Consider the following 17197-nt stretch of genomic DNA (forward strand, 5'->3'; position numbering starts at 1 on the left):
GCATCTCTGCGCCGCCGGTGAAGGGGGTTCTACGGCTACTATCAAAGAGTCGCAACCCCTTTTTATCAAAAACCACTCCCTTTTTCAAAAAATCCGTTTTTTCACTAAATTCCAAAGCGTTACACAACTTTCAGAGCGAAAAGCACGCCTAAAACGAAACTTTATTCCAATCCCCAAACCGCAAAACCAACCGGCGTCATCAAACCAAACAAAGACTCAGGTCAATTGAACAGCCAACCGTTTCACAAACACCGGAGTCGAAACCCTTGTCGTCTGATTTCGGAGGGTTCGTGCCCTCTTCTTCAGTCGAAGGGGATGAGCCAGCCAGAACCCCCACAATAGATCTTACCGGGATTTGATGGGCACGTCGAAAAAGGCCGACGACACTTTCAACCCTTTGGGAGGTCGTGGGTAGGGACTCGCCTTTTTGACCGCGACAAGGACATGACGATCGACCTTCTGGTTTCCCGACGATTGCACGAGGTCAGCATGCAACAACTGTCCAGTGGACGAGACCTTGATGCGAACCACCGCCCTGCCCTTTCCCACACCTTTGGGAGCGCGGCGCGCAACACGGGCGCGCACCTGACGGCTCCACTTTTCCAGCAGGGACGTTTTCTGCGACTTGGACAGCGACGCGGTTTCAGCTTTGCCTTTGTTACCCTTTGCCGTTTTTCCCCCGTCGCCTGCGGCTTTGCGCGCTTCGACCCGAATGGATGCTTCTGACTGGGCTTTGGGCTTCGGCTTGGCAGGCGGGCTTGGTTTGGCCTCGGGCTGATCCACTGGCTTGACCTCTGCCGGCTTTGAAACCGGCGTGGATTTAGGCGGGGCAGATGGCGAGGCAATCGGCAATGGCGGTGCATCCAGCGAGGTGACAGGCATCGCCATCGACGGCACAGGGCTGGGCATAGGTTGTGAAAGGGCCGGCATTTTTTGAGGCATCGTCTGCTGTGGCGTCTCAAAGGATGTCGGACTTGGGGGTGTCATCGGGGTCTCGGCAAGGGCGACATCTATTTCGGGAGGCTTGTCCCATGTTTCGACAAGCGCCTTGGTGCTCGCATTCGAGGCCATCATCTGAAGCAGGTCTTCGCCGCCGTCTCCGGCACTTTCTGCGCCCGCATCAGAAGGGGGCGCAACAAGTGCAAGATGCGCCAGCACCGCCAGCGCGCAAAAGGCGGAAATTTCCGTCAGGGTTCGCATCGCTCTATCGCGCCGTCGAGACAAGATTGAGATGTCGCACGCCCGCCTGTGCAAGCTTTGGCAACAACGATGCAATAAGGTCAGCGGGAACGCCGCGATCTGCTCGCAACATCAACTCGTCTTCTTCTACAAAGTCGCCCAGTGCTGCCAGCACATCCTCTTCTCCATGCGCATCCCCAAAGGCCATCTCACCTTCTGCAGAGACATGCAGCACAAGCTGACCTGTCGCGGGTGCCTCCACCGAGGCTTCGGGCGGCGTCACTTCGAACGGTTCCGGTGGCGTGATCTGGGCGGTCATCAGGAAGAAGATCAGCAACAGAAACACCACGTTGATCATCGGGATCGTGCTTTCATTCGCTTTGCGGGTTCGTGTTCGGGCAAACTGCATCGTTACTCCACCAGAACCAGGGTTTCATATCCTGCGTCTGACAGGCGCTCCATCACTTGGACCACGCGCTGGAGGTCCGCACCCTCTCGGGCGCGCAAAATGATTGCATCACTATGTGAGAGCATCATGGTTCCGAGATCTGCAAGCAGTGCATCCATGGGCGTCACAAGACCATTCAACTTGACGGTATCGGGAAGCACCTCAACCAAACGTGGGGGCCCCTGATAGGGTTTGTTCGATGCCCCGGCGAGGGGCAGGTTGATCTGAACGTCCACGCCGAAACGCGAGGCCAGCATGAAGAAGACCAGCAACAAAAACACCACATCAATCATCGGGGTGAGGCTTGGCTTTCTTCGGAACTGGCGGCGCGCAAGTTTCAACAGATCACTCCGCAGCAGTGGCGGCAGATGCCGGATGTCCACCACGGGTCAGGATACGTGTCGCGGCATCTTCCATATCGTCTTGGGCGCGGTCGGCCACGCTTTCGAACCACGCCAAGGCCATCGAGGCAGGGATCGCCACGGCCATTCCTGCGGCGGTGGTCAGCAATGCTTCCCAAATACCGCCAGCCAAAGCTGCGGGATCGGCGCGCGATCCGGCCTCTTGCAACGTTTGGAACGCCGCAATCATGCCCAGAACCGTGCCCAAGAGCCCCAACAGCGGCGCAATGGTCGCGATCAGCTCCAGCGCACGAAGGCCTGTCCGGGCCTGCCCCAATTGCCGGTTTGCAACACGTTCGACTTCTTCACGCTGTTGGTCTTCGGTCATCTCGCCGGTGATGCGGCCTTCGATTGCCGCACGCGCAACTACCGCACGCAGGGATTTGCGCCCTTCCAGTGTGGTGCGCGCGCCGGATCGGTCCCCTCTGACCCACATGCCAACCGCATTTTCGGTGTTTCGTCCGGCCCAGGCCCCCATAAGCAGCAGGCGCCAAACCTTCCATAGGATCAAAGCGAGGGTCAGAACCGAAAGCGCGGCAATCGCCCAGATTGTAGGTCCCCCCATCAGAAGAAAGGACCATGCCTCGCTCCAGCGTGCTTCAATTTCCATTGTGTGTCTCCAGTTCGCTGCGCAAACGATCGGGAAGCTCATCCGAACTCATCCCGAATTTCAGCAGGTTTCCATGAGGGTCGTGCAGGTAGAATTCGGTCATGCCCCATGGGCGCATAAACATGTCCGTCAAACCCGGTGCATTTTGCGCCTTGAGGGTTTCATAGAGCGCCAGCATGCCGCCACCCCGAATGTAGCAGCTGGTCTCGTTACAGACATCAGGGCGCTCGGTGTAACTATAATGGATTTCAACGCCATGTCCGCGCAGGATGGCATAGTTGCCAAAAAAGGTTTCGGTCTCGAAACCCAGCTTGGCGGCATATTCAACGGTCTCCGACAGGTTCGGCGACAGAAGAATGGGAATGGCTTGCAGATCGGTCATGTCATTCGGCTGCCATTGTGGCCGCATGGGGAAGAAGAAACGTCCCAGATGCAGGCGCCGTATTCACGCGCACCTTGCAACCATAGGCATGACTCAGCTGTTGATCGGTAAACACGTCTTCGGGTGCACCCTGCGCCACCATGTGACCTTCGCTTATCAGGCCCACATTGTCTGCAAACATGGCTGTCAGGTTCAGATCATGCATCACGGTCACGACGCCACCACCGGCATTGGCAAAGTCGCGGGCAATTTGCATCACCTGCAACTGATGCCCGATATCCAATGCGGAAACAGGCTCGTCGAGAAACAGCCAACGGGGGCTGCCGTCTGCGACAGGTTCCCAAACCTGAACCAGCACACGGGCCAATTGCACCCTTTGTTGTTCTCCACCTGACAGCTCTTGATAGAAGCGCCCTTCAAAACCGGTCAGCCCGACACGATCCAGCGCCGCAGGGATCAGATGTCCCCGTCCGGCCGTCAAGCCGCTGGCCAAGCCCAGTCGCACAACCTCAACCACCGTAAACGGAAAAGCGAGGGGAGTGGATTGTGGCAAGACCCCGCGCACCGCCGCCAATTGCCATGGCTTGGCGGATGCAACGTCCTGATCATTCAGGAACACGACACCGTCAAAAACGTTTTCCCCCGTCAGGGCACGCATCAACGTGGTTTTCCCCGACCCGTTAGGGCCTACGATGGCCGTCACCTGCCCAGCAGTTGCGTCAAAGTTCACGCCGTGCAGCACTTCGCGCCGGCCATAAGAGGCCGTAATTCCAGTTGCAGTGAGCATCAGTCTACATATCCAATATGCCGCGCTGGCGCAGCAGTACCCAAAAGAAGAAGGGGCCGCCAATCGTCGCCGTGACAATCCCAATCGGAAGTTCTGCAGGGGCGATCACCGTGCGGCTGATCACATCAGCAACCAACAACAAAGCCGCCCCCAACAAAGCAGAGTTGATCAATAGAAACCGGTGATCGGGTCCTGTCATCAAGCGTAACAGATGCGGCACAACAATTCCGACAAACCCGATCCCGCCGCTCACGGCGACAGCCGCCCCTGTTGCGCCCGCCACGGTCAAGATGGCGGTATTTTTTGTACGCTGGACCGAAATACCCATATGGCTTGCCGCCGCCTCGCCCAGCGCAAGACCGTTCAAACCACGCGCCAGAAACGGAGCGACTCCCAATGCAATCGCGATCAAGGGCAAAGCCGCCAGCACTTTTGACCAAGTTGCCCCTGCAACCGATCCCATGCCCCAAAACGTCAATGTGCGAAGCTGGGCATCATCAGCGATATAAATCAGCACTCCGGAAAACGCGCCCGTCAGCGACCCAAGCGCAATCCCTGCAAGCAGCATGGTTGCAACCGACGTCCGCCCCTTTCGCGTCGAAACCCGATAAAGGATGATCGTGCTGACCCAACTGCCGACAAAGGCCGCGGCGGGCACAACATAGTATCCCAGACTGGCGGCGATTGCGGCGGGCAAGTACCCGCCGAGAACAATTGCGACAATTGCGCCAAAGGCGGCGCCAGCACTGACCCCGACGATGCCCGGATCGGCCAGCGGATTGCGAAACAGCCCCTGCATGACAGCCCCCGAAACCGCGAGCGCCGCGCCAACCAAAATTCCCATAACCGTGCGTGGCAACCGGATATCAAAAAGAACCACCCGATCACGCAGGGAAAGATCACGCCCCATGGCCAAGTCTGAAAGACCCTGCCACAGCGACGTGCCTGCGGCGCCAATGGCAAGACTGAACAACGAGGCCAAGACCAGCAAGACCACCAACACAAACGTCATGTTGGTCGCAATGCGGCTGCGATCTCCTGCCAGATGCGGCCTCGCCGGATTTTGTGTCAGGACCGTCATCAGCTTCCGGCCGCCTGAAGCGCTTGAGACAGATCCGTTATGGCTTGGGCGGTGCGCACGGAAAACCCAAGCATGAGCATACCATCCATGCGCACCACTGATTGTGTTTGCGCCGCTGGTGTTACGCCCAGCGCAGGATGCGCAAACAACTGCTCGTTGGTAATGCCGTGATCACCTGTACGATCCATCAAAAGGATGACATCCGCGCCACTCAAGGTGATCGCCTCGTCTGTCAAAGGTTTGAAACCGACAAACCCCGATACAGCATTTTCGCCGCCAGCCAGATCGATGATCGCTTGGGCAGAGGTCTCGTCCCCTGCTGCCATGATCCGCCCGCCTTGCATGGACAAGATGAACAGAACACGTTTTTCATCCAGCCCTTCTGTCGCCGCAACGGCGATCGCAAGGTCCGCTTTGACGCGCGCGGCAAGGTCTTCTCCCTTATCCGGCACATCCAGCACATCAGCGACAGTTCTAATCCGGTCAAGGATGGCCTGTTGCGAGTACCCTCCAGCCACCTCGATCATCGGCACCGCAGCTTCCTGCAACAGTTCGACAGCCTCGGGCGGGCCTGCCCCTTCTTCGGCCAGGATCAAATCCGGATTGACCGACAAAACCCCTTCCGGGGACAGACGGCGAATATAGCCGACGTTTGGCAACGCAAGCGCCGCCGCAGGATAATTCGACGTTGTGTCGCGTGCCACAAGACGGTCTTCTTCACCCAAGGCATATACGATTTCCGTGATGGCACCGCCAACCGAGACAATCCGGCTGGGTGCCTCATCCGCACGCGCGGCGACAACCCAAAGCAACACAACGATGATCCCCATCACAGCTTGCAAAAGGGATAATGGCGACAAACGTGTCATACGAGTTCCGCCTCTTTTTCTTCTTCCAGTGACGCAACCAGCGTGTTCCACTGTTCCGCTGCGCCTTCCTGTCTCAGAACACCAAAGAACTGTGCGATGACCCAACCATCTGCATCAAAGGCCTCAACCGAAATGGCCGGGCCTCTACGTGTGCTTTTGGTCACGGCCCAGACCTCGGCGATGTGATCCTTGCGCAGGTGCAGATCATGACCGGGATCCAGAACATTGATCCACGGCCCCATTTCAACGATCTTTTTGACCGGCCCTGTGTGAATCTCGATACATCCGGAATTTCCCACGAAGATCATGATTGGCACGCCTGTCTCAGCAGCCTCGTGCAGCAATGTTTCAACCGCATTTGTCTTGAGTTTGCGCACATACGGCGCGCCGGCCATGCGATAGGCGCCAAGGCGGTTCATCTTGAGCTTGCGAGTCATTTGAAGGAACTGATGCGTATCGGTCAGCTTGTCCCATTCCGCACGCAGGGTATCTGCCTTTGCCGGATCCCCTTTGGGACCTTCTGTTGGAACCCGCGGCGTGACCGATACGCTGTCTGACTGATCTTCATGCTTCAGGCTTTCGACAATGCCTGGCCATACCTCGTGGTTTGAAGCGTCACGCAGATGGATCTTGTGGATTGCGTCTCCTGCGGCGTCAAAGACTTGCAAGGACCGGCGCGGGCCATGTTCCGTCTTCTTCTCGACTGCAAAGGCATGCACCCAATGATTTGGGAACATCCGCAGATCAATCTCTTCATTCACAATCAGCGCCGCGTGGGCGCCCGATTTGTAATTGTCATAGACTCCGACCTTTTCGATGACGCAGCTTTCATTGCGGGTCAGCGACATCACTTCGCCCAATTGCGTTGTCGCGGCCATCAGCGCGTCCAGATCCGCACGAAGGCGTGTCACCCCGTCGCCGACATGGGCCGCGACGAGCTGTGCCTCGGTTATGCCCAGCTTGGCCGAGAGATCACGTTCGCGCATTTTCGCGTTTTCCAGTCGTGCCGCACGAATATCATGCGACGATACAGCCCCTGCCATGGTCATGGAGGTTCTCCTTCGGTCAGTTTTGAATGTCGGAGGGTCTTGCTGTGCGACATTTTTGACGCAAATGGCTGGAGCCCGTGATTATGCCTGAATCACATTGTTGACAGAAATACTAGGAAAATTTATCTGACGCAAGCCTCCGATGACAAATTCGGAATCATAACGAAAAAAACCATGCGCCAGCCCTTTCCGCCAGCAGCACCTCCACGCGACTGGAAAGGGACAAAATGTACACGACACGATCCATCAAGGCGGCCTTGCTCTGTGGCGCAGCAACTGCGCTAGCATTGCCAGCCACAGCACAAACCATAGACGAAAATGACGTTATCCTGCTCGATGAAATCGAACTCGGGAAAAGCAAACGCGAGGTTCAAACCGAAAAGGCCGAATCCGAAACCGTCATTAATCAGGAAGAGATGAACGACCGTCAGGCAAACACGATTGCCGAACTCGTCGACTCGGTGCCCGGTGTGACGCTCATCAATGGTGCCTCTCCTCAGGGATCAGGCATCAACATCCGTGGTTTTGGCGCCAACAGCACATACGGAAGCGACCAAAAGGTTCTGATCCAAGTGGACGGTGCCTCGGTTGGCTCTGAAGAATTGTACCGGATTGGCACGCAACTTTTCACCGATCCTGAACTCTATAAAAATGTCACCGTGCTGCGCGGCATGGGGGGATCATACGAATATGGCTCGGGGGCGGTCGGCGGAACCGTTTTGCTGGAAACAAAAGACGCTTCGGACTTCACCGATGGTGAGGTCGGGTTCCGTTTCCGTCAAACCCTGCAATACAGTTCGAACGGGGATGGGCTGACCTCGTCGTCGATTTTGGCATGGCAACCGACCCAGAATTTCGAGGTTCTTGGGAACTATGTTTACCGCGACCAAGGCGTGATGGTGGACGGCGACGGCAACACAATCGGAAACTCGGCCTTCGATGCGCCATCATGGATGGTAAAAGGCAAAGGCACCTTCGGGAATGACGGCGACCACAGCCTTACGTTATCCTATGCTGATACGAACTCTCAGGAAAGTGACGTGCCATACGACAGCTTTGGCACGACGGGCGGATCGTTCGGCAATGTCGATCGCGACATCCACACCCAGACGGCCACGCTCAAATACAACTTCAACCCTCTTGATAGCGACCTGATCGATCTGACGGTTCAACTCAGCTATGCCAATCAGGAAATCGACCAAAGCTATGTTTCGGGCAGTTCACCGCTTGAAACCACCGGATCATGGCCGTTCCTACAGCCGCTTGTGGATGCAGATCATCAATATGAAACAACCAAGCTGACCATCAAAAACGCGTCGCAATTCGTTACCGGCAGTGCCAGCCACAACATGCGCTATGGCGTCGAGTGGAGCGAACGTGAACGTGCGGAAAACACTGCGGCTTCTGCACCCGGCGGAACGGACGAACGGCTTGCCTTGTTCGTTGTGGATGAAATCGATTTCGGGAACGGTTGGGTTGTAACTCCGGGTCTGCGTTTTGAAGATCAGGAAATCGGCAGCGACTCGACAAGGTACTACGACAACTCCGCTGCGATGGGGGGAGTCTCGGCAATCTACAAGTTTGCCAATGGATGGGGCATCTTCGGAAGCGCGGGCTATACCGAAAACATGCCAATCATCGATGATCTTGGTACGCCAGCCTATATGACCCAGCCGGAAAAGGCGAAAAGCTTTGAACTTGGCTTTTCTTATGCCCAGAACGAGGTCTTCACCGCTGCGGACTCGCTTGCGTTCAAGGTAACGGCCTATCAAACCGATCTTTGGGACGTCACTTCGTATACGCAATCCATCGGCGGCTCGAGCTATTCCATTGACGAAATCGACACCAAAGGTCTCGAGATCGAAGCGCGGTATTCTATGGCCAGCGGGTTCTATATGGACCTGAATGCCAACATCCAGCGCGGCGATTATTATGCCTCTGCGGCCCCGTCCGGATCGCAATATGGCGACTTTGAAGGCATCCCCGCCGACCAGCTTCGCGTGGCTGTGGGCAAGCGGTTTGGCGACAAGATCGACCTGTCGTGGGAGGCCGTCGTGAACGATGCGATGACCCGCTCGACCACTCCGACGGGTGGATTTACAATTCACAACCTGCGCGCAACATTCCGCCCCGAACAAGGCGTCTTTGCAGACTCCGAGATACGCCTCGGCCTCGAGAACGCTTTTGACAAGCTTTACACCCCGCACCTGGCAACACGCGCGGCGCCCGGGCGCACATTCAAAGTCACTTGGGCGAAAACGTTCTAAGGACTGCAAACAAAAACCGGAGAGAGCGGCAATCGCCGCTCTTATCACCACATCGCCGTCTCCCAAATCATTTTCGAACTGGCGAAAATCTGGAACCTTCGCTGAAAGACAAACCAAAGGACGATCCCAGACCACACGGGACGCCTTTCGTTGCCTATTTTAAGGGCTCTCCGATCTTAGGTTTTCTCTAAGAATAACCCAGAGATTTACAGCTTTATGGGTGTTGTCCAACTTGTAACATCACCAAGTCGCAGTTGGAGAATGCATAGATGGTCGATTCAGTGGATACGCTTGTTGTAGGCGCAGGTCAGGCAGGAATTGCCGCAAGCGCACATCTGACACGCCATGGTATCCTCCACCTTGTACTGGAAAAAGACCGTATCGCCGAAAGCTGGAGGACGCGGCGTTGGGATTCGCTCGTGGCGAATGGCCCGGCGTGGCATGACTGTTTTCCCGGAATGCAATTCCCGCGATCCGGCCCCGAGGCTTTTCCGCCAAAGGAAGAAGTTGCCGAGGCGCTGGCCGGATTTGCAGAGGCGCATCAGGCCCCGATCCGCACAGGCGTTGCCGTTAACTCGGTGACCCGTGCCAAAGGTCGCTCGGGCTTTGTTGTCGATACATCAGACGGCCCAATCGAAGCTCAAAATGTCATCGCCGCGACCGGCGCCTTTCATCATCCTGTCTTTCCCAAGATCATCCCTGATACAGCAAACGTGACGCAAATACATTCGGCCAGCTATCGCAATCCGGATCAATTGTCCGAGGGCGCGGTGCTTGTGGTGGGGGCCGGATCGTCCGGTGGTCAGATCGCAGACGAACTGCAAAGGGCCGGCCGCAAGGTCTATCTTTGTGTCGGGCCTCACGACCGGCCACCGCGCGCCTATCGTGGACGTGATTATTGCTGGTGGCTGGGTGTGCTTGGCCTGTGGGATGTCGCGGCCAAGGCACCAGGAACCGAACATGTGACGATATCCGTCAGCGGCGCACGCGGCGGCGAAACCGTCGACTTTCGCAAGCTTGCCCATGGCGGCATGACGCTGTTGGGCCGCGCGTCGGGCTATCAGGATGGCAAGGTTCTGGTCGATGGTGATCTGGTCGAAAACATTGCGGCGGGCGATGCCAACTACTTTGACATGCTGAAACAGGCCGACGCCTATATCGACCGTTTCGGGCTGGACCTTCCGGAAGAGCCGGAAGCTCATGTGCTTGTAGATGATCCCGATTGTCTGACGCACCCACTAGGCGAACTTGATCTTGCCGCAGCGAACGTGACCAACGTCATCTGGGCGACCGGCTATACTCAGGATTTCTCGTGGATCGATCTGCCCAATGCCTGTGACGCGAACGGCGCACCTTATCATCAGCGCGGTGTTTCACCGGAACCCGGGCTCTATTTTTTGGGCCTGCCGTGGCAATCGCGGCGCGGGTCCACGTTTATCTGGGGTGTTTGGCACGACGCATCGCATGTCGCAGATCAGATAGAAATTCAACGCAGCTACCGAGAATATCATCCAGAATCGGCCTGAATATAGGACCAAGCAATGAACATCGCCACGTCAGTAGAGAACCCGATCGACGCCTTGCGCAACAACGTGACTACGCCATTCGAAGAGGCGCGCGCCATGCCGCCTTCTGTTTATACGTCTGAAGCATTTCATGATGCCGAACTGGAAAACGTGTTCAAGAAATCCTGGTTTTGCGTCGGACGTGCCAGCGCATTGGCCAAGCCTGGCGACTATGTGACATGTGAACTGGCAGGGCAGCCGATCATTGTTTTGCGCGACAGGGACAACGTCGTGCGCGCCTATTCCAACGTCTGTCGCCACCGTATGTCCACGTTGCTGCACGGGCGCGGCAATGCCAAATCCATCGTCTGCCCCTATCACGCATGGACCTATAACCTTGATGGCAGCTTGCGTGGCGCCCCTGCGATGAACGCCAACAAAGCCTTCTGCAAGGACGACTACAGCCTGCCCGACATTGCCTGTGAAGACTGGCTCGGGTGGGTGTTCATCACCCTGAACCCCGACGCATCGCCGGTGAGCGAAGAACTTGGTGAAGTCGCCGACCTGATCGCAGGTTATGACATGACCAACTACACAGAGACGTTCTTTGAAGAGCATGTCTGGGACACCAACTGGAAGGTGTTGGCCGAGAACTTCATGGAAAGCTATCACCTTCCGGTGTGTCATGCGGGGACAATCGGCGGCCTGTCAAAACTAAGCGAAATGATCTGCCCTCCGGGGCGCAAGGCGTTCAATTACCACACCATCCTAAAGGACGAATCCCTGCGCATTGCGATGGCGCACCCGACCAATGACCGTTTGCACGGGGATGAGCGGCGCACCACATTTTTGCTCGCGATCTATCCCAGCCTTCTGATCACCCTGACGCCGGGCTATTTTTGGTATCTCAGCCTTCACCCAAAGGGCGCGGGTCAGGTGCAGATCCGCTTTGGGGGCGGTATGTCCGATGACTATAAAGACGACGCCGAGGCGCAGCAGAACCTGATCGACCTCAAGACACTGCTGGACGAGGTCAACGTCGAAGATCGCGGCTGTACCGAAAAGGTCTATCGCGGATTGTCCGCAGACGGGGCCACGCCGGGGCATTTGTCCCATCTGGAACGCCCGAACTTTGATTTCGCACAATATCTGATGAGTCAGATGGATACTTCGTTTCAACCGGTCATCGCGGAAGGGGCCTGACCATGTCGTTTCTATCAGCACAATTGCAAGACATCGCGGCCTTGCCGGCAGACCGTCCAATGACAATGCCAGGTGCGTTCTACACCTCTCAGGAACAGTTTGATCGGGAATCCGCATCGGTCCTGCGTCGGGGGTGGCATTGCCTTGGCCGTGTCGACGAAATCCCGAACGCAGGTGATTTTTTTACGGTTCAGCTGCTCAACGAACCTTTGATTGTTGTCCGCCAAGAAGACAAAAACGTTGCTGTACTGGCCAATGTTTGTCGCCACCGCGGAATGCCCTTGGCCGAAGGCAGCGGCAACACAAAACGGTTTGTGTGTTCCTATCACGCCTGGGCCTATGATCTGGACGGCGGCCTGATGCGGGCCGCTCGTATGAAAAACGCAGGCTTTGACGCCAAGAACTGTGGCTTGCACCGTCATAACATGCACGTGTGGCAAGGGTTCATTTATGTGAATCTGGACAGCGCTGCCGCCCCTTTTGTGCACCCGAAACTTGATGCGCTGCTTGCAAACTACGAAAGTGAAACCTTTCGTGTCGCCCATGTCGCAGAAGAGGTCTGGAACACAAACTGGAAGTGTCTCGTTGAGAATTTCATGGAAGGCTATCACCTGTCAGTTGTTCATCCTGAAACACTGCACGGCTACACGCCCACCGGCCTTGCGCGTAAACTGGAAAGTGGTGACGGTTTTACCTCTTATGCCGCAAACTATCCCAAAACCATTCCGTCGCGCGGCATGGGCGCGCCCAATCTGACACAGGACGAGCGCCTCAGATCCACGCTTTTCGCTTTGTTTCCGACGCAAGTCGTCAGCCAGGCAGCAAGCCTTCTGGTCTCGCTCAGTATTTTTCCGATGAATGCAGGGCAGATCAGGGTGAAATGGACCCTGTCCGCCTATGGCGATGACCTTGACGAAGACACCATCGCCGCACGCATCGCGCTTTGGGAGAAGGTCAATCAGGAAGATCGGGAAAAGCTTGAGCGTATGCAGATCGCGCTGGCGTCCGAACACGCCCTATCCGGTCCTCTTGCAGAGGATGATTACGAAGGCACCATCCGCGATTTTCAGATATGGCTTGCCGCGCAAGACCGAATGTAAGGAACCCCTATGGTCCACACACGTATCCGCAAGTTCAACACGTCGGACACTTATCCCGAACAAAAGCTCGACAATGATCTGTGTCAGGCTGTTGTAACCGAAGCGTCTGGCAAGATCGTCTGGTTGCGCGGGCAATGCCCGCAAAACCTTGATGACGCGGCCAATATAGACAGCCACGATCCCGTCGAGCAAACGCACAAAGTCATGCAAAACATCACGCAGTTGATCGAAGAAGCAGGCGGCGATATCAGCCATCTTGTCAAAGTGGTCGTCTACATCACCGATGTCCGCCACCGCGAAGCCGTGTATCGCACCATGGGCGAGTACATCAAGGGCGTGCATCCGGTCTCAACCGGGCTGGTTGTGCAGGCCCTCGCCCGCCCCGAATGGCTGGTTGAAATTGATGGCACGGCGGTGATCCCCGCATGACATTTTCCCTTGTCGCCCGCTGCGCTGAAACCGGTATGTTCGGGCTTGCAATTTCGTCGTCATCGCCTGCCGTCGCCGCACGGTGTTCTTATGCACGTGCCGGTGTCGGCGCCGTGGCCTCTCAGAACGTGACAGATCCCACACTTGGCCCGCGTGCTCTTGATCTGATGCAAGGCGGGATGTCCGCACCAGAGGCGATTTCGCAGATTCAATCCGAAGGGAAATTCATCGAATACCGACAGGTATTGGCGATTGATACCCAAGGCCGGACTGCAATCCATTCCGGACCGAACTCTTTGGGAATCTGGACACAATCCGAAGGCCGGGACGTTGCCTCTGGTGGGAATCTGTTGGCCAACGATGGCGTGCCCGACGCAATCGTTGCCGGGTTCATGAACAGTACGGGTCACATTGGCGACAGGCTGATCGCTGCAATGCGCGCAGGATTGGCCGCAGGGGGCGAAGCAGGGCCGGTCCATTCGGCCGGTATGCAGATCGTTGATCACGTGTCGTGGCCCGTTGCCGATCTGCGCTGCGACTGGACCGAAGAGTGCCCGATCGGGGCCATCGCGACCGCATGGGAAATCTACAAACCCCAACTGGACGCATACATCCAACGCGCCCTCGATCCACGTGAGGCACCGTCATATGGCGTGCCGGGGGATGATTGACATCATTCTGTGCCTTAGTCAGCATTAACCCATGCAAACGCGATTCACTCTTAGGCAGCTGGAGTATTTTACCTGCGCCGCCGAAACGGGCAGTATTGCCGCGGCCAGTCGCGTGTTGAACGTGTCTTCGCCATCCATCTCGACCGCGCTGACCCAGCTTGAGGATGAACTGGATACCCCACTGTTTGTGCGCAAACGCGCGCAGGGCTTATCTCTTACAGAGGCCGGGCGCACACTGGCCGAACAAGCATCGAAGATCTTGTTTGAGGCATCCGAGCTGACACGCCTTGCAGGGAACGCTTCTGACTCGGTCCAAGGGCCGTTGCGCTTGGGGTGTTTGGTTTCGTTTGCGCAGATTGTTGTGCCAAAACTGCGACGCAGTTTTGAGGCGCAACACGCCGCCGTCTCACTCAGCCAGTTTGAACTGACGCAACCGGATATTTTTGCGGCGCTGCGCCGTGCAGAAATCGACCTGAGCCTCAGCTACGCGATCGACGTGCCCGATGACCTCGAGTTTCACCCGATCAAAACCTTACCAGCCTATGTGATGTTTGCGCCCGAACACCCCCTGTCACAACGCACCATTGTGACAATCGAAGACCTTGCCGAGCACGCGATGGTCCTTCTCGATCTTCCTCTGAGTGCTGACTATTTTCTGTCGTTCTTTGATGCGACCTCCGTAAAGCCCTATATTTCGGAACGTACCAAAGACATGGCGGTGGCGCGCAGCCTTGTGGCAAATGGATTTGGCTATTCCATCGTCAATTTCCGCCCTGTCGGTACTCTTGCGCCAGATGGCAAGCCGCTGGTGTTTGTGCCACTTGATAGCAACGTTCCACCAATCGCGGTGGGTGTGCTCTCTGCAAAGGGCGCCATGAAACGCCGGACCTGCGCGACGTTCTTGCAGCATTGCATCACCGAAATGGCATCGTGACCGCGCGCTCCCCTTTGGCAGGCTGAAACCTTGTGAAACAGTCTCGTGCAGGAATTCGGCGATTTACACGCGTTTCCTTACCGCGAATGCGCATTGCCACTTATCAGATGCCTGCTGGCGACCCCGGCAGGATTCGAACCTGCAACCTGCCCCTTAGGAGGGGGCTGCTCTATCCAGTTGAGCCACGGGGCCGTTGGTCGATGTTGTAGCCTGACCAAAAACTGATGTCATCTCTGCAAAACGTTTTTGGCAAGAGTTTCATCCCCCGCTTGAACAACCCTCACCTTTCACGCTAACATTTTAATATTAGAGGGGGATCTGCGAATTGGCCAATGACGAAAAGCGCTCTTTGACTCTACGCGACGTATCGGAAGCATCTGGTGTTTCTGAAATGACAGTCAGCCGAGTTTTGCGCAACCGCGGTGATGTCTCGAATGCAACGCGGGAACGTGTTCTGCGCGCTGCCAAGGACCTTGGGTATGTCCCGAACAAAATCGCCGGCGCTCTGGCAAGCCAACGGGTCAACCTTGTTGCGGTGATAATTCCCTCGCTCTCGAACATGGTCTTTCCAGAGGTGCTTGGCGGTATCAGTCAGGTTCTTGAAAATACCGAGCTTCAACCCGTCGTGGGCGTAACGGATTACTTGCCGGAAAAGGAAGAAAAGGTCCTTTATGAAATGCTGTCTTGGCGTCCTTCGGGCGTCATTATTGCGGGCCTAGAACACACCGAAGCCGCGCGGGCGATGTTGAACGCCAGCGGCATTCCGGTGATTGAGATTATGGATGTTGACGGCAAAGCCGTAGACACGATGGTTGGCATTTCGCACCGTCGGGCCGGACGGGAAATGGCAAAAGCCATTCTAAAGGCCGGTTATCGCAATATCGGGTTTCTCGGAACAAAAATGCCGCTGGACCATCGGGCGCGAAAGCGGTTCGAGGGGTTCACAGAAGCCCTGGCCAAAAACGGCGTCGAGATTGCCGAGCGTGAATTCTATTCCGGCGGGTCGGCTCTTGCGAAAGGGCGCGAGATGACAGAGGCCATGCTCAAGCGCAACCCAGAGCTGGATTTCCTGTATTATTCCAATGACATGATTGGGGCGGGTGGTCTGCTTTGGTTGCTTGAAAAAGGCTATGACATTCCCGGAGAGATCGGCCTTGCCGGTTTCAACGGGGTCGAACTGCTTCAGGGGTTGCCGCGCCATCTGGCAACGATGGACGCTTGTAGACGCGAGATTGGCACCAAAGCCGCCGAGGTTCTTTGGGCACGTGTTCAGGGCGAAGATCCGGACATGATCCACGAGCTGGTTCCCAAAATCTCGTTCGGGGACACCCTCAAGCGTCGCTGACGGATTTGAAACCTATTTCTTAAGAGACTGGCGTGCTTCGCGCATCGCATTTCTGAAATGCGGGGCACGACGACGCGCCAGAACAGCTTCGCAATACCGGATCAGCAACTTTGGCCGGTTTTCACGTTGCAGGCGTTGCAGCATCTCTTTCTGAAAGCGTTGATTTTCCCGACGTCCCCGCAAAAGAGTGTAGAATTGCGTTGTGGACAATGTCCCTGCAACGCTGCCTTCGATCACGGGTTTGAGAATTCCCAATTGGAGCCACAGTGACGCGATGCGGTGCCCCATAAAACGACACCGGTATTTGTGAATGTTTGCACCACGGAACAGCGCCGCGTGCATCGCATCCAAGGATGCCCGCGGATCATAGAACAGATGCACATCCGCAGCCTTTTGCACCATATCGGGGCCATAGCCATAGCGGCTGTTGTAATCGCGTTTCCACGCCTTGTGATACCGCGTTTCCCACGGGGCGACTTCGCGATCCAGTGTCGCTTGTGGAGAGATCGCGACAACCGTCGATCCCGGTGCCGCAGCAGAAAATACGGTTGCCGCATACCCGCCCATTGAAGCGCCGTAAAAGACAACCTTGTCGAACTTTTCAAAGAACCCGTCTTCGCGCAAGCGGTCAAAAAAGTCGAAGACGTCCTCGTCACGATACCAAGACCACCCATGCGCCATCAGGCCAAGCATGGACCATCCCCGCGATTGAACAAACCCATAGCCCCACGGCATTTTATCGTCACCGCGATCATAGATGTGATCAAGGTTTTCAAAGGTCACAATCAACGTCTTGCCGCGTTCAACAAAAAGCGCCGTGTGCTCGTGGCCGATTTCCTCATAGAATCCTTCGGCGGCCCCGATTTCGGCAAGGTTCTCGCGCCACGCCTCTCGGGTCACGGGTTGATCTGCTGCAATGTCGGATTGCTCGTTCATG

The 17197-nt window shown here is 56.4% G+C and carries 19 protein-coding genes and 1 tRNA gene; 9 read left to right on the forward strand and 11 right to left on the reverse strand.

Annotated elements, in window-relative coordinates; genetic code table 11:
* On the forward strand, positions 1-229 hold a 229-nt coding region (locus tag PH7735_RS21055; RefSeq protein ID WP_233488330.1), incomplete at its 5' end, for a hypothetical protein.
* A 116-nt stretch (positions 230-345) separates the two neighbouring features.
* Here PH7735_RS21055 and PH7735_RS15215 read toward each other — a convergent pair.
* The 9 genes from PH7735_RS15215 to PH7735_RS15255 are packed head-to-tail and all read right to left on the reverse strand — an operon-like array spanning position 346 to position 6806.
* On the reverse strand, positions 346-1200 hold the full coding sequence (locus PH7735_RS15215) for an energy transducer TonB (protein WP_058312280.1): 855 nt from the start codon (positions 1198-1200) through the stop codon (positions 346-348).
* Positions 1201-1204: 4 nt separating this feature from the next.
* The gene (locus PH7735_RS15220; protein ID WP_058312281.1) at positions 1205-1588 is read right to left on the reverse strand and encodes an ExbD/TolR family protein; all 384 of its coding nucleotides are present in this window, start codon (positions 1586-1588) and stop codon (positions 1205-1207) included.
* 2 nt (positions 1589-1590) lie between these two features.
* A complete protein-coding gene (locus tag PH7735_RS15225) occupies positions 1591-1968 on the reverse strand; it encodes an ExbD/TolR family protein (protein WP_370737391.1) in 378 nt (125 codons plus the stop codon).
* Between the two features lie 4 nt (positions 1969-1972).
* Positions 1973-2638: a MotA/TolQ/ExbB proton channel family protein gene (locus PH7735_RS15230; protein ID WP_058312283.1), complete on the reverse strand. Its 666-nt coding sequence runs from the start codon at positions 2636-2638 to the stop codon at positions 1973-1975.
* Entirely contained in the window at positions 2628-3020 is a 393-nt protein-coding gene (locus tag PH7735_RS15235) for a VOC family protein (protein ID WP_058312284.1), read from the reverse strand. Before PH7735_RS15235 ends, PH7735_RS15230 begins: the two co-directional genes overlap by 11 nt.
* A gap of 1 nt (position 3021) precedes the next feature.
* The gene (locus PH7735_RS15240) at positions 3022-3807 is read right to left on the reverse strand and encodes a heme ABC transporter ATP-binding protein (protein ID WP_058312285.1); all 786 of its coding nucleotides are present in this window, start codon (positions 3805-3807) and stop codon (positions 3022-3024) included.
* Positions 3808-3811: 4 nt separating this feature from the next.
* The gene (locus tag PH7735_RS15245) at positions 3812-4888 is read right to left on the reverse strand and encodes a FecCD family ABC transporter permease (protein ID WP_058312286.1); all 1077 of its coding nucleotides are present in this window, start codon (positions 4886-4888) and stop codon (positions 3812-3814) included.
* Positions 4888-5757, reverse strand: a complete 870-nt coding sequence (locus PH7735_RS15250; protein ID WP_058312287.1) for a heme/hemin ABC transporter substrate-binding protein — start codon at positions 5755-5757, stop codon at positions 4888-4890. Before PH7735_RS15250 ends, PH7735_RS15245 begins: the two co-directional genes overlap by 1 nt.
* Entirely contained in the window at positions 5754-6806 is a 1053-nt protein-coding gene (locus PH7735_RS15255; RefSeq protein WP_082645270.1) for a hemin-degrading factor, read from the reverse strand. The genes PH7735_RS15250 and PH7735_RS15255 overlap by 4 nt, the downstream gene beginning before the upstream one ends.
* Before the next feature lie 227 nt (positions 6807-7033).
* On the opposite strand from PH7735_RS15255, the gene PH7735_RS15260 reads away from it, so the two are divergent.
* From PH7735_RS15260 to PH7735_RS15290, 7 genes are all read left to right on the forward strand, one after another.
* A complete protein-coding gene (locus tag PH7735_RS15260) occupies positions 7034-9073 on the forward strand; it encodes a TonB-dependent receptor domain-containing protein (protein WP_058312288.1) in 2040 nt (679 codons plus the stop codon).
* Positions 9074-9342: 269 nt separating this feature from the next.
* A complete protein-coding gene (locus tag PH7735_RS15265) occupies positions 9343-10599 on the forward strand; it encodes a flavin-containing monooxygenase (RefSeq protein WP_058312289.1) in 1257 nt (418 codons plus the stop codon).
* 15 nt (positions 10600-10614) lie between these two features.
* A complete protein-coding gene (locus PH7735_RS15270) occupies positions 10615-11781 on the forward strand; it encodes an aromatic ring-hydroxylating oxygenase subunit alpha (RefSeq protein WP_058312290.1) in 1167 nt (388 codons plus the stop codon).
* A 2-nt stretch (positions 11782-11783) separates the two neighbouring features.
* Positions 11784-12881, forward strand: coding sequence for an aromatic ring-hydroxylating oxygenase subunit alpha (locus PH7735_RS15275; protein WP_082645271.1), 1098 nt, complete (start codon positions 11784-11786; stop codon positions 12879-12881).
* A gap of 9 nt (positions 12882-12890) precedes the next feature.
* Positions 12891-13310 carry a RidA family protein gene (locus PH7735_RS15280; RefSeq protein ID WP_058312291.1) on the forward strand — a complete coding sequence of 140 codons (420 nt, stop codon included), beginning with the start codon at positions 12891-12893 and terminating at the stop codon, positions 13308-13310.
* Positions 13307-13981 (forward strand): DUF1028 domain-containing protein, encoded by a 675-nt coding sequence (locus PH7735_RS15285; protein WP_058312292.1) that lies wholly within the window; start codon positions 13307-13309, stop codon positions 13979-13981. The genes PH7735_RS15280 and PH7735_RS15285 overlap by 4 nt, the downstream gene beginning before the upstream one ends.
* Before the next feature lie 31 nt (positions 13982-14012).
* Positions 14013-14915 carry a LysR family transcriptional regulator gene (locus tag PH7735_RS15290; RefSeq protein ID WP_058312293.1) on the forward strand — a complete coding sequence of 301 codons (903 nt, stop codon included), beginning with the start codon at positions 14013-14015 and terminating at the stop codon, positions 14913-14915.
* Positions 14916-15030: 115 nt separating this feature from the next.
* Here PH7735_RS15290 and PH7735_RS15295 read toward each other — a convergent pair.
* A tRNA-Arg gene (locus PH7735_RS15295) sits at positions 15031-15107 on the reverse strand.
* A 133-nt stretch (positions 15108-15240) separates the two neighbouring features.
* On the opposite strand from PH7735_RS15295, the gene PH7735_RS15300 reads away from it, so the two are divergent.
* Entirely contained in the window at positions 15241-16260 is a 1020-nt protein-coding gene (locus PH7735_RS15300; protein ID WP_058312294.1) for a LacI family DNA-binding transcriptional regulator, read from the forward strand.
* A gap of 12 nt (positions 16261-16272) precedes the next feature.
* Here PH7735_RS15300 and PH7735_RS15305 read toward each other — a convergent pair whose 3' ends face one another.
* Positions 16273-17196 (reverse strand): alpha/beta hydrolase, encoded by a 924-nt coding sequence (locus PH7735_RS15305; protein WP_058312295.1) that lies wholly within the window; start codon positions 17194-17196, stop codon positions 16273-16275.
* Between the last annotated feature and the right edge of the window lies 1 nt (position 17197).

The organism is Shimia thalassica (assembly GCF_001458215.1).
Taxonomy (GTDB): domain Bacteria; phylum Pseudomonadota; class Alphaproteobacteria; order Rhodobacterales; family Rhodobacteraceae; genus Shimia; species Shimia thalassica.

Coding starts and splice junctions, on each gene's coding strand:
- PH7735_RS15215 (WP_058312280.1), bottom strand. CDS start 1,200: ATGCGAACCCTGACGGAAATTTCCGCCTTTTGCGCGCTGGCGGTGCTG.
- PH7735_RS15220 (WP_058312281.1), bottom strand. CDS start 1,588: ATGCAGTTTGCCCGAACACGAACCCGCAAAGCGAATGAAAGCACGATC.
- PH7735_RS15230 (WP_058312283.1), bottom strand. CDS start 2,638: ATGGAAATTGAAGCACGCTGGAGCGAGGCATGGTCCTTTCTTCTGATG.
- PH7735_RS15235 (WP_058312284.1), bottom strand. CDS start 3,020: ATGACCGATCTGCAAGCCATTCCCATTCTTCTGTCGCCGAACCTGTCG.
- PH7735_RS15240 (WP_058312285.1), bottom strand. CDS start 3,807: ATGCTCACTGCAACTGGAATTACGGCCTCTTATGGCCGGCGCGAAGTG.
- PH7735_RS15245 (WP_058312286.1), bottom strand. CDS start 4,888: ATGACGGTCCTGACACAAAATCCGGCGAGGCCGCATCTGGCAGGAGAT.
- PH7735_RS15250 (WP_058312287.1), bottom strand. CDS start 5,757: ATGACACGTTTGTCGCCATTATCCCTTTTGCAAGCTGTGATGGGGATC.
- PH7735_RS15255 (WP_082645270.1), bottom strand. CDS start 6,806: ATGACCATGGCAGGGGCTGTATCGTCGCATGATATTCGTGCGGCACGA.
- PH7735_RS15260 (WP_058312288.1), top strand. CDS start 7,034: ATGTACACGACACGATCCATCAAGGCGGCCTTGCTCTGTGGCGCAGCA.
- PH7735_RS15265 (WP_058312289.1), top strand. CDS start 9,343: ATGGTCGATTCAGTGGATACGCTTGTTGTAGGCGCAGGTCAGGCAGGA.
- PH7735_RS15270 (WP_058312290.1), top strand. CDS start 10,615: ATGAACATCGCCACGTCAGTAGAGAACCCGATCGACGCCTTGCGCAAC.
- PH7735_RS15275 (WP_082645271.1), top strand. CDS start 11,784: ATGTCGTTTCTATCAGCACAATTGCAAGACATCGCGGCCTTGCCGGCA.
- PH7735_RS15280 (WP_058312291.1), top strand. CDS start 12,891: ATGGTCCACACACGTATCCGCAAGTTCAACACGTCGGACACTTATCCC.
- PH7735_RS15285 (WP_058312292.1), top strand. CDS start 13,307: ATGACATTTTCCCTTGTCGCCCGCTGCGCTGAAACCGGTATGTTCGGG.
- PH7735_RS15290 (WP_058312293.1), top strand. CDS start 14,013: ATGCAAACGCGATTCACTCTTAGGCAGCTGGAGTATTTTACCTGCGCC.
- PH7735_RS15305 (WP_058312295.1), bottom strand. CDS start 17,196: ATGAACGAGCAATCCGACATTGCAGCAGATCAACCCGTGACCCGAGAG.